Origin of the sequence: Stenotrophomonas sp. CASM114, assembly GCF_049384325.1 — a bacterium.
Classification (GTDB): domain Bacteria; phylum Pseudomonadota; class Gammaproteobacteria; order Xanthomonadales; family Xanthomonadaceae; genus Stenotrophomonas; species Stenotrophomonas muris.
This window is the reverse complement of record NZ_JBMRGJ010000023.1, coordinates 52,688-64,056: the sequence shown is the minus strand read 5'-3', so window position 1 is coordinate 64,056 and position 11,369 is coordinate 52,688. Positions and strand designations below refer to the sequence as shown.

At 67.2% G+C, this 11,369-nt stretch carries 9 protein-coding genes and 3 tRNA genes; 6 read left to right on the top strand and 6 right to left on the bottom strand.

Translation table 11 applies throughout. The features are described 5' to 3' along the window. Positions 1-189: 189 nt before the first annotated feature. Both VG566_RS17630 and VG566_RS17625 read right to left on the bottom strand, forming a co-directional pair. Positions 190-1,086: a M48 family metallopeptidase gene (locus tag VG566_RS17630; RefSeq protein WP_241884342.1), complete on the bottom strand. Its 897-nt coding sequence runs from the start codon at positions 1,084-1,086 to the stop codon at positions 190-192. An 84-nt stretch (positions 1,087-1,170) separates the two neighbouring features. Further along, complete coding sequence (locus tag VG566_RS17625) at positions 1,171-3,057, bottom strand: formylglycine-generating enzyme family protein (protein ID WP_014647818.1); 1,887 nt, start codon at positions 3,055-3,057, stop codon at positions 1,171-1,173. A gap of 84 nt (positions 3,058-3,141) precedes the next feature. On the opposite strand from VG566_RS17625, the gene rnd reads away from it, so the two are divergent. Then, entirely contained in the window at positions 3,142-4,221 is a 1,080-nt protein-coding gene (rnd, locus tag VG566_RS17620; protein WP_014647819.1) for a ribonuclease D, read from the top strand. Positions 4,222-4,352: 131 nt separating this feature from the next. Here the strand turns inward: rnd and VG566_RS17615 are convergent, their stop codons facing one another. After that, positions 4,353-6,683, bottom strand: a complete 2,331-nt coding sequence (locus VG566_RS17615; protein WP_241884341.1) for a TonB-dependent receptor — start codon at positions 6,681-6,683, stop codon at positions 4,353-4,355. Positions 6,684-6,914: 231 nt separating this feature from the next. Between VG566_RS17615 and VG566_RS17610 the strand changes: the two genes are divergently transcribed. Then, positions 6,915-6,990, top strand: a tRNA-Ala gene (locus tag VG566_RS17610). A gap of 61 nt (positions 6,991-7,051) precedes the next feature. On the opposite strand, the gene VG566_RS17605 is transcribed toward VG566_RS17610, so the two are convergent. Then, on the bottom strand, positions 7,052-7,225 hold the full coding sequence (locus VG566_RS17605) for a hypothetical protein (RefSeq protein ID WP_006457496.1): 174 nt from the start codon (positions 7,223-7,225) through the stop codon (positions 7,052-7,054). Between the two features lie 158 nt (positions 7,226-7,383). On the opposite strand from VG566_RS17605, the gene VG566_RS17600 reads away from it, so the two are divergent. After that, positions 7,384-7,869 carry a hypothetical protein gene (locus tag VG566_RS17600; protein WP_142235357.1) on the top strand — a complete coding sequence of 162 codons (486 nt, stop codon included), beginning with the start codon at positions 7,384-7,386 and terminating at the stop codon, positions 7,867-7,869. Positions 7,870-7,875: 6 nt separating this feature from the next. Here VG566_RS17600 and VG566_RS17595 read toward each other — a convergent pair whose 3' ends face one another. Then, positions 7,876-8,637 carry an SDR family oxidoreductase gene (locus VG566_RS17595; RefSeq protein WP_014647822.1) on the bottom strand — a complete coding sequence of 254 codons (762 nt, stop codon included), beginning with the start codon at positions 8,635-8,637 and terminating at the stop codon, positions 7,876-7,878. A gap of 132 nt (positions 8,638-8,769) precedes the next feature. Here VG566_RS17595 and VG566_RS17590 point away from each other — a divergent pair, with 132 nt between their 5' ends. Beyond that, positions 8,770-9,612, top strand: a complete 843-nt coding sequence (locus VG566_RS17590) for a bifunctional transcriptional activator/DNA repair enzyme AdaA (protein WP_049408320.1) — start codon at positions 8,770-8,772, stop codon at positions 9,610-9,612. Positions 9,613-9,658: 46 nt separating this feature from the next. Here the strand turns inward: VG566_RS17590 and VG566_RS17585 are convergent, their stop codons facing one another. Further along, complete coding sequence (locus tag VG566_RS17585; RefSeq protein WP_100450355.1) at positions 9,659-10,684, bottom strand: NADP-dependent oxidoreductase; 1,026 nt, start codon at positions 10,682-10,684, stop codon at positions 9,659-9,661. A gap of 334 nt (positions 10,685-11,018) precedes the next feature. Between VG566_RS17585 and VG566_RS17580 the strand changes: the two genes are divergently transcribed. Continuing rightward, positions 11,019-11,094: transfer RNA gene (locus tag VG566_RS17580), tRNA-Phe, on the top strand. A gap of 72 nt (positions 11,095-11,166) precedes the next feature. Then, a tRNA-Phe gene (locus VG566_RS17575) sits at positions 11,167-11,242 on the top strand. The last annotated feature ends 127 nt before the right edge of the window (positions 11,243-11,369 follow it).

The window sequence follows — 11,369 nt, the reverse complement described above, 5'->3', positions numbered from 1 at the left end:
GTCCGGTGGCGGGAGTGTCCGCGGCATGGATGCCGCGGCCAAGCCCCCATGGACGGGTTTACGGCGTCTCCCGCAACCGGACCCACCCCGCCATCCCTCAGGAAACCCGCTTCCGCTGTTGCTGCTGCCGGCCAGCGGCTGGCACTACCTACCGCGGGTGCAGGGCTGCAAGCCCTGCCGCCCCTCCCCCTACTTTGCCTGCTCGCAGAACTTCTGCCGGTACTCGAGCGCCTTCGGCATCAGCGCCTGCAGGTTCTGGATGCGGGTACCCGGGTTCGGGTGGGTGGAGGCGAACTCCGGCGGCGCCTGGCCGCCACTGGCCTGGCCCATGCGCTGCCACAGCGGCACCGCCTCGCGGGGATCGAAGCAGGCCGCTGCGGCCAGCATCAGCCCCACTTCATCGGCCTGCGTCTCGTGGCTGCGCGCATAGGGCAGCAGGTAGCCGTAGCCCATCGCCGACATCATCATCTGTTGCTGCTGCGCATCCATGCCGCTGGCGGCACCAGCCATCTGCCCGATCTGGGTCAGCTTCTGCTGCGCCATCCGCTGTGCACCATGGCGTAGAAGCGCATGGGCGATCTCATGGCCCATCACCACCGCCATCGCGTCACGCGTACGCGCCACCGGCACCAGGCCGGTGTAGACCGCCATCTTGCCACCCGGCAGGCAGAACGCATTGGCCTGCTCGGACGGGATCACATTCACTTCCCACTGGAAATCCCGCGCGAAATGCGCCGGCTGCACGCCGTGCTCCTGTGCCAGCGCGGTCTCCACCACGTCCACCTTGGCGATCAGGCGCTGGGCGATGTCGCGCACATCACGCGCGATCGGCGCATTCGGATCCATCGGCCGTTCCTGCGACAGGATCTGCTGGTAGGCCTGCAGCCCGAGCGCGGTCTCCTGGCGCGCATCCAGGCCGCTGTCGATCATCACCTTCTCGCCGGTGTAGGGATCGACCGTGCGATTGGAGAACCAGTAGAACACCGCATAGCCCGCTGCCAGCAGCAGCACCCACCAGCGGATGTTGCCGAACAGGCCGCGCCGCTGCGGGCCTTGCGGCGAGCGGGAAAAGGGATCGTTGCGCATCGGTGTCTTCCAGCAGGCCCCGCCGGCCGGCGGGCACGGCGCAATCTTAGTGCGCGGACGCCAGCAGCGGGTGAAGCCCGATGCTCAGATGCCCCGCACCAGACGGAAGCCGATGCGCGCGTTGGTGGTGTCCGAGTCCTGCGATTGCCGCCAGGCCGCACGGGTCTGCTCGGGCGCATTGGCCCAGTTGCCGCCCCGGATCACCCGCGACCGGCAGCCCGGGTTGAACCAGGCGACACCATCGGACGGCGCACGCCGGTAGCTGGCATGCCAGCAGTCGGCCACCCACTCGCTGAGATTGCCGGCCATGTCGTGCAGGCCGAAGGCATTGGCCTGGAAACTGGCCACCGGCGCGGGCCCCCACCAGCCATCGCCATAGCCGACGAAGGCGTTGTGCCAGTGCCGCCCCGAGGGCGAGACATCCTTGCTGCCGGTGAAGTTGCCAGCGCCGGGCGGCGGCGTGCCGGCGTCGCCCCACGGATAACGGCCACTGCTGCCGGCACGCAGCGCGTACTCGAATTCGGCCTCGCTCGGCAGCCGGTAGCTGCGTCCTGTCTGCTCGGACAGCCACGCCGCGTAGTTTTCGGCATCACGCACGCTCACATGCATCACCGGCGAATTGCCCAGTGCGCGCGCGCCATCGTAATCGGAACGCCAGTCCACACCGCTGCGGCGGATGAAATTGCCGCTGCGCTCGTCATAGACCACCGAGTGGCCGCGCCGGGTCGCACGCGGCCGCGCATTGGTCGACTTCACATAGCGCTCGAAATCACTGACCGTGATCTCGGTGATCGCCATCGCAAACCCGCGGTCGAAGCGCACATAATGCGAGGGCCGCTCGGCATCGCTGGCACCGGGCTCGGCATCACCCGCGCCCATCTGGAAGCCACCATGCGGCACCACGATCATCTGCGGGCCGCGCCCGCCATCGCGCATGGCGTCGCTGAACACCTGCCCGGGACGGAAGCTGCCGTAATGGGTGGCCAGGTCGATGCGTTCGCGCAACTGGGCCACCACCGCATCCCCTGGCAAGGCGATGCGCAGGGCCTCGGCCAGCTTCTCGCGCGCCGGCTTCAGGCCCTGTGGCGTCGCCAGTTCGCGAAGGCCATCATCGCGCAGCTGCAGCAGTGCCGCCGCGCGGATCTGTTCGATACGTTCGAAGGCATCGGCAATGGCCGGTGATGAGTCACGGACCTTGCTGGCTTCGGCCAGCCAGGTGCCGGCGCTGGCAAAGTCACGCACCCGCGCCGCGTCCTCGGCACGGCGGATCAGGCCACTCTCGGCCGCCGCCAGGCCCTGCCGTGCCCGGCTGTTGTGTTCATCCAGGGCCAGCGCTTCACGGAAGTTGCCGATCGCTCCGTCACCGTCCTCACCGATCCGCCCCGAACGCAGGTCTTCCTCGCCGGCACGGTTGTAGGCCACCACGCGCTGGGCGAGCTCCACCCGTCCCTGCAGCGCGCGCACCTTCTCATCCTTCGGCGCCAGGGTCAGCAGCACCAGTGCCTGGCGGCTGGCCTCGGCCAGCGCCTCGCGCTGCTGCAGCGGCCGGACCAGCAGGGCATCGGCCTGCTGCTGAAGGCGCTGGCGGGCGCGCTGCAGGCCGTTGCGGGCCTGGCGGTCATCCGGGTCTTCTTCCTGCACCGCCAGCCACAGCGGAACCGCCGCGTCGGCGTCCTCGTACAGGCGCCCTTCGGCGAACGCCTTCTCGGCCGCGCGACGCAGCTGGGCCAGGCTGCGCCCCTGCCGATCGACCCGCGGTGGCGTCCACCGCTGCACATCCTCGGCGGCATCCTCACCGGCGATGGTGACGCTGCCCTGCGCCGCCTCCGGCGTCGCGTCCGCCTGCATGCCTTGCTGCGGCCGTGCGTCTTCGCCAGCAGCCGGTCCCGGCTCCGGTGTCGCCGAGGGCGACGGCGTGCAGCCGGCCAGGGCCAGGGCGGTGCACAGCACGGACGACAGCGGAAAACGCAAGCAGGATCTCCTTCGGCACGGATGCGGACCGACGTTAGGCTATTCTCCCCTGCCTGAGCAAACCCGAGTAGTAGGCCCTGACCCGTGGCAATCTGGATCACCACCCCCGCCGAGCTGGATCCGTACTTCCAGCAGCGTCCGGCCCGCATCGGCCTGGACACCGAATTCATCCGTGAACGCACCTTCTGGCCGCAGTTGGCCCTGGTGCAGATGGCGGTCGGGCAGGACATCCTGCTGATCGACCCCCTGATTCCCGGCATGACCGAGGCGCTGGCGCCGTGGCTGGCCGATGAATCGATCGTCAAGGTGATGCACAGCGCCAGCGAAGACCTGGTCGCCTTCAAGTGGGCCTGCGGCGTGTTGCCACGTCCGCTGTTCGACACCCAGATCGGCGCCTCGCTGGCCGGCATCGGTGGCGGTATGGGCTACCAGAAGCTGGTCGCGGAAATCACCGGCGTGGCGCTGGCCAAGGGCGAAACCCGTTCGGACTGGATGCGCCGCCCGTTGTCCGAGTCGCAGCTGCAGTACGCCGCCGACGATGTCGAGCACCTGTTCGCGCTGCATGACGCCATCGATGCCAGGTTGCAGGCGCTGGGCCGCCAGCAGTGGCTGCACGACGACGGCGAGCGCCTGCTGGCCAGCGTCGCCAACGACGAAGACCGTTGGCCGCACCTGGCGATGCGCTCGGCGCAGTTCCTCGACACGGCCGCACAGCATCGGCTGCTGCGTCTGCTGCGCTGGCGCGATGTGCAGGCACGCAGCAGCGACCGCCCGCGCAGCTGGATCCTGGACAACGAACTGGCCGCCACGCTGGCACGCACGCCACCGGCCGATGCCGCCGCACTGGGCAAGCTGTTCGAACAGTTCCCGAAGGCACCGCGCAAGCTCGCGGGCGCTGTGTGGCAGGCGCTGGATACGCCGCTGGCCGATGAGGCCGAAGCACCGCTGGCGCTGCCGGCCAACGACAGCAACAAGCAGGCACTGAAGAAGCTGCAGGACGCGGTTGCCGAGCGCAGCCGCGAACTGGGCCTGCCGGATGGCGTATTGGCCTCACGCAAGCACCTGGAAAGCTATCTGGAACGCCGCCAGTGGCCGGCCGCACTGGCCGGCTGGCGCCAGCAAGAGCTGGAAGCGCGGCTGCAGGCGCTGCTGCCGGCACGCTGAAGCACCGGGCGCGGCGCCGGATTGCATTCCCGCCGCCGTCGAACGCAACAAGAAGGGCGACCCGGATCACCGGGCCGCCCTGCGCACTCCAGCAGTGCGAGGGTGGGACCGCCCACCCTCGCGGCAACGCCTTACCAGTTCATGTTCAACGAGACACCGACGGTGCGCGGTTCGTTGTAGACCGCGGCCATGTAGTTCTCGATCACACCCTTGAGGTTCTTCTCGTTGGTGATGTTGCGCGCGAACAGCGCCACTTCATAGGCACCGTAGTTGCCCGAGTAGCCGATCTTCAGGCCGCCCTCGAAATCACCCTTGGAGTTGAACTCCTTGCTGTCGTACAGCACGAAGCTGGTGTAGCCCTGCTTGTTCCAGTCGGTGGACACGAACATGGTGCCCGCGTCGCTGACCGGGAAGTCGTAGCGGGCGGCCAGGTTGACGTTGTACTTCGGCGCGTTCGGCAGCGGGTTGCCGTCGATCTGCGCGAAGGTGTTGGCACCGACCTTGATGGTCGGGTCATTCACCGTGCACACCACCTTGCCGTTGAGGCCGCAGACCTGCGCGTAGACGCGCTTGTCCTTGATCTCGCTGTGCAGCAGGCTGACGCCGGCGCTCAGGGTCAGGTTCGGGATCGGGCGCAGCTCCATGTCCGCTTCGAAACCGTAGGCCTTGGCCTTGTCGGCATTGAACAGCACGCCGTTGCCGTCCGAATCGTTGCCGTTGAGCTGGATGTCATTGACGGTGTAGGTGAACGCGGTGGCGTTCAGGCGCAGGCGATTGTCCCACAGGCTGCTCTTCACGCCGGCTTCCCAGGACAGGATGGTCTCGGAATCGGCGGTGGTGAAGTCGGCATTGAACACCGCCGAACGGCCCTGGATGGTCGGGCCGCGGAAGCCGCGTGCGACCTTCGCATAGACGCTCACGTCCGGCGTGATCTGGTACATCGCGCTCAGATCCCAGCTCGGGGTGGTGTCGGACATCTTGACGTCGGTGCGGCCCTTGTAGGTCACCACGCCGGCGGCGGTGTCAGCGGTCTTCAGCAGGCGGGTGTGCTTCTCGTCCTTGGTCTGGCGCAGGCCGGCCGTGACGGTGAACTTGTCGGTGAAGGCGTAGCTCAGCTGGCCGAAACCGGCCCACGAGGTGTTCTTGTTGCGCAGTCGCACCCAGTTGTTCGGGTTGCGGGCCGCACCCTGCAGGAACCACGCACGCTGGTAGAAGTCGGTGGTGTCGCTGCCGTTGAAGTAGAACGCACCGGCCTGCCACTGCAGGGCGCTGTCGTCATGGCTGGCCAGGCGGAATTCCTGGGTCCACTGGTCCAGATCACGGATGCGGCCCATCGACTGGCCGTAGCCGTTCGGCACGCCGTTGACCGGGAAGTTCACCGCAGCGCCGCCGTCGGTGTCACCACGGCTGTAGCCGGAGGTGGTCTCATAGGCGGTGATCGAGGTGAAGTCGATCGCGCCGAAGTCGTAGCGTGCCTTCACCGAGCCGCCGTAGGTCTTGTAGGCCTGCGGGTTGTTGCCGGCTTCGTCGTAGGCGACCTGGTCGCGCGGCACGTCGGTCTTGTTCGAGCCCTTGGTCAGCGCACCACGCAGGAACAGGGTCGAGGTGCCTTCGTAATCACGGGCGTGGGCCGAGGCCAGGATCGAGAACTGGTCGCTCGGGGTCAGCAGCAGCTGCGCGCGCACGTTGCGGTCATCGAAGCCGCCCATGGCGTTCTTCTTCGGGCTGACCGTGCCGTCAGTACTCGGGCCCTTGTAGGTGTTGTCGACGTAGTCGTCGCGGTGCTGGTACAGCGCCGACACGCGGAACGAGGCGATGTCGTTGATCGGGCCGCCAAAGCCGCCGTCGATCGACACGCTGTTGTAGGTCGCATAGCTGGCGCTGACGCGGCCGGTGTAGTCCTGGGTCGGCTTCAGCGTGTCGAACTTGATGATGCCGGCGGTGGTGTTGCGGCCGAACAGCGAGCCCTGCGGGCCGCGCAGCACTTCCACCTGGTCCACGTCATAGACCGGGTTGGACTTCAGCACCACGTGCTCCAGCACCACATCGTCCTGGATGATCGACACCGGCTGCGAGGCACCCAGGTAGAAGTCGATGTTGCCCAGGCCGCGGATATAGAAGCGCGGGAAGATGCGGCCGGTGGTGGTTTCCGCATACAGGCTCGGCACGCGGCCGGACAGCGCCAGCAGGGTGTCGTCGCCGCCGGCGGTGAAGTCGCGCATGCGCTCGCCCTGCACCACGCCCACCGAGACCGGCACTTCCTGCAGGTTCTGCTCGCGGTGCTCGGCGGTCACGGTGATCGTGTCCAGGCCCGTCGGGGTCGGCGCGCTGTCCTGCGCGGCGGCACCAAAGCTGCCGACCAGGGCCAGGCCGGCACAGGCCAGGGCCAGCGGATGGCGGCGGAAGGAAACGAAGGAAGACGACATACCCGACAGGCGGCGGGAATCGGAATGGGAGGGCATGGAATGCTCTGAGGAGGCGTCCGTGCGGCCTGCGCGAGCCGGGCGGCAAAAAGGAGGAGAACTGCGCAAGCCGCCATTATCCCCCAAATTGTTACGATTTCGTTGCGCGGCATCCGGGCCAGACAAACCGGACGGTTTCGGCACAGTGCACGCCTTCATGCCACGCCGTCCGGCACATCAGGGGTCGGCTTGGCAAGGCGCAGCCAGTTGGCTACACTGAAGCCCTGCCGTGGGGCCATAGCTCAGCTGGGAGAGCGCGTCGTTCGCAATGACGAGGTCAGGAGTTCGATCCTCCTTGGCTCCACCACTCATTAAGAAGACCCGCCGATCGTCGCGATCTGCGGGTTTTTTCTTGCATCGATCACGAGTCAGGCAGGTTCCTGATCCCCGTCCTTGCGGCGTGGACCACGCGAATGCGTATCACGCACCTGCTGATCGCGCTGCCCCGGCCGCTGCTTTGCCACGTCCTCCTGCGCCCTGTCCTGACGGCTTTCCTGTACGCCCTGTTTCGGATCGCCAGGGTCTTTGTCGCGCTCGCTCATCGAAGTCTCCTGTGCCGGCGAAGGCCGATCAGGACTTCACGCTAGAGGCTGCGCAGTGATCCGCAGGTCAGGCCCGCGCGAACAGCGTGTGCAGTTCCGCTTGCCGCCGCAGCTCACGGCTCTGCAGAATCCGGACCAACATGCCCAGCCAGTCCGCGATGTCACCTCCCGCCCAGCACGCCGCGCGTACGCTGCCAATGCGCCTCGATCCAGCGGACGGCAGCATCCAGCTCGGCCACCTGACGACGTTGATCTGCCCCACCCTGTCACTGGAGGAGGCGCGCATCGCCTTCGCCACGCTGATGCATGGCGAGCGCGATGCCGGCACCGGCTATCACTGGCTCAGCCTGCACCGGGTCAGTCTGGGCGGTGCGCCCGCCGGCATCAGCCTGTGCTTCCACGGGCAACAGCTCGACATGGTGACGATCGGCGTCGATCTGCCGGGTGCGACACTGGAAGACGGCTGGCCGACCCAGGTCGCGATCGATGCCGAAGTCGCTTTCATGCGTCGCACCTTGGCCACGGCTCTGGGGCGCAAACTGGCAGGTGGCCGCGCCCGGTTCGAGTGGGGCGAGGCATGGGCCAGGTTCGACCCGAAAGGCTTCATGGCCAGCAGCGGTATCCACTACACGCCGCGCTCATGACGCCGCTCAGGTACGGGTGATCGACACTCCACCTTCAACACGCATCGCGGTACCGGTAACGAAACTGCTTTCATCGCTGGCCAGGAACAGCGCCGCGTTGGCGATCTCCTCCGGCTCGGCCATGCGCTTGAGTGCGTGCAGCGAGCGCACGAAGTCGCGGGCATCGCCGGTGGGTGCGGCCTGCCGGCCCATCTCGGTATCGGTACCGCCAGGCAGCAGCACGTTGCTGCGTACGCCACGCGCGCCGTACTCGGCGGCGATCACCTGGCTCAGGCCGATCAGTCCGGCCTTGCTCGACGCGTAGGCGGCCATGCCCGGGAAGCCCACGGTATGGCCGACAAAGGTACCGACAAACACCAGCGAGCCCCCCCCGCGTGCCAGCAATGCCGGCAACTGCGCGCGTGCGGCATGGAAGGCGGCATCGAGATTGGTGGCCATCACCTCGCGCCATGCATCCGCCGGGAACTCCGCCGCCGGTACGCCCGGGCCGAGCATGCCGGCATTGTTGAGCGCGATGTCCAGGCCTCCGAATGACTGTTGGGCCAGATCCACCAGCGCCTGCGCCGTGCCCGGATCAGCCACATCGGCGGCATGCATCACCACCTCGCCGCCGGCGCCACGGATCTGCTCGGCCAGTGCGTGCAGCGGTTGCGGCCGCCGCGCATTGAGCACCAGTTTTGCCCCTTCGGCAGCAAAGCGCAGCGCGCTGGCACGACCAATGCCAGCGCTGGCACCGGTGATGAGGGCGATCTTGTTGTTCAGGCGCATGAGGGTGGTACCGGTTGTGGAGTGGCCGCCACGATGCCGCGCCTCCGGCCCACCAACACTCCGTTTCCGGGCCTCGCGGCCAGGTGCAGGAAACGGAGTTTCCGCAGAACCAGCACGTGCCAGAATCCGCCCATGGACAGCACCGCCACCACCGCCCTCGACGCCCGCGTCGAACGGGTCTGCCGCCATCTGCAGGCCAGCCTCGACGAGCCCTCGCTGCAGGAGCTGGCCGACATCGCCGGCTGCAGCCCGACGCGCCTGCATCGCCTGTTCAAACAGGCCACCGGGCTGACCCCCAAGCAGTACGCTGCCGCGCTGCGCGCCGACCGCCTGCGCACCGGGCTCGAACAGCAGGAGCGCATCACCGATGCCTTCCACGATGCCGGCTTCGGCTCCAGCGGGCGCTTCTACGAGAACGCACCAAAGTTGCTGGGCATGACTCCCAAGCAATGGCGCGCAGGTGGTCGCGGCGAAGTCATCCACTTCGCGCTTGCCGAAAGCTCACTGGGCAGCGTGCTGGTGGCCAGCAGCGGGACCGGCGTGGTCGCGATCCTGCTCGGCGACGATCCGGAGGCGCTGCTGCAGTCACTGCAGCAACGCTTCCGCCAGGCCGAACTGGTCGGTGCCGACCACGGCTATGAGCAACTGGTGGCACAGGTGGTGGGCCTGGTCGAGGATCCCTCGCGAGGCGCCACACTGCCGCTGGATATCCGCGGCACCGCCTTCCAGCAGCGGGTATGGCAGGCACTGCAGCAGATTCCGCGCGGCCAGACCGCGTCGTATGCGGATATTGCCGCGCATATCGGTGCACCACGCTCGAGTCGTGCGGTGGCACGTGCCTGCGCGAGCAATCCATTGGCGGTAGCCGTGCCCTGCCACCGCGTGGTGCGCCGCGACGGTGACCTGTCCGGCTATGCCTGGGGCGTTGCGCGCAAGCGCGAACTGCTGCGCCGGGAAAAGGTCGCCAACGGCTGACGCCACCCGATAGCCGCCGACCTTGGTCGGCACACCCACCAAGCACTCAATCCAGCTTCACCACCAGCTTGCCGAAGTTGCGCCCCTGCAACAGCCCGAAGAACGCCTCCGGCGCCTTCTCCAGACCTTCCACCACATCCTCGCGGTACTGGATGCGGCCCTCGCGCAGCCACTGCGGCATCTCGCGTTCGAAGTCCGGCCACAGGTGGTTGAAGTCGTGCACGATGAAACCACGCACGGTCAGGCGCTGGCGCAGGATCTGGTTGAACAGTGACGGCAGCCGATCCGGGCCAGGCTGCTCGACGCCCCGCTCGTTGTAGGTAGCGATGGTGCCGCAGACCGGAATGCGGGCGAAGTCGTTGAGCAGCGGCAGCACCGCATCCAGCACATGGCCGCCGACATTCTCGAAGTACACGTCGATGCCCGCAGGCACTGCCGCGCGCAGCTGGTCCGCAAAATCAGCCACGCGATGATCCAGCGCCACGTCCACGCCCAGCGTCTGCAGATAGGCACGCTTGGCCTCGCCACCGGCGATGGCGACCACGCGCGCGCCCTGCAGCTTGGCCAGCTGCGCCACGGTCGCGCCCACCGGCCCGGTCGCGGCGGCTACCACCAACGTCTCGCCCGGCTTCAGACGGGCGATTTCATGCAGGCTGGAATAGGCGGTGAAGCCGGGCATGCCATATACCCCCAGCGCCGTACTGAGCGGCAGCCCGGCCGGATCCAGACGACGCCCCAGCGCCTTGGCCGGCAGCACCGCGTGGGTCTGCCAGCCACCCGGCGCCAGCACCAGCTCGCCTGCGGTTACGCCCTCGGCCTTGGATTGCAACACCTCGGCCACGGTCTGGCCTTCCATCACCGCCCCTACCGCCACCGGCGCGGCATACGACGGGCCCTCGTCCATGCGTCCTCGCATGTACGGGTCCAACGAAAGGTAGCGGTTGCGCAGCAGCACTTCGCCCTCGGCCAGTGCCGGCAGCGCAACCTGTTCCAGGCGGAAATTGGCTGCACTTGGCGCCCCCTGCGGACGCGAGGCAAGCACGATGCGGGACGCGGTGGAGCAATCGGACATGGCCAGGTCTCTGCTGTTGCCAGCATCGGGAAAGGACTGCCGACACTACGCTGCGGCGATCCCCGATGGCGGCCACGAAAACAGCGTTCCATTGCCCGGACCCGCGCGGGTCCGGCGCACCCCTTGCCCTTGCAGCTTTGGCGAACGCGGCGACCTGCTGATTTCCACCGCAGACGACAATCGATGGGGCACGCCCCGCCCCACAACGGAGGATCAAGCACTTGCGAGCGCGCAGAGGGCAATGTGAAGAAATCTTGGCAAAACGCTTGCCGAAGGCAGCCGACCTCCGTAATATACGCGTCCTTGGCAGCGACCTCGCTGCAACGAAACATGTGGCCGAGTAGCTCAGTTGGTAGAGCAGGGGATTGAAAATCCCCGTGTCGGCGGTTCGATTCCGTCTTCGGCCACCACTTTCGAAGGCCTGCAGAAATGCGGGTCTTTTTTTTCCGGAAACCGCACTCACCGCGGTAGCCACACAATTTGGCCGAGTAGCTCAGTTGGTAGAGCAGGGGATTGAAAATCCCCGTGTCGGCGGTTCGATTCCGTCTTCGGCCACCATCTTCAGAGACCTGCAGAAATGCAGGTCTTTTTTTATTCGCGCTTCGCGCAAGCGGCGACCACCGTGGCCCGGTTGACGAAACATTTACACCGGCACGGGCCGCGGCACCTACGCTCCAGACTCCTG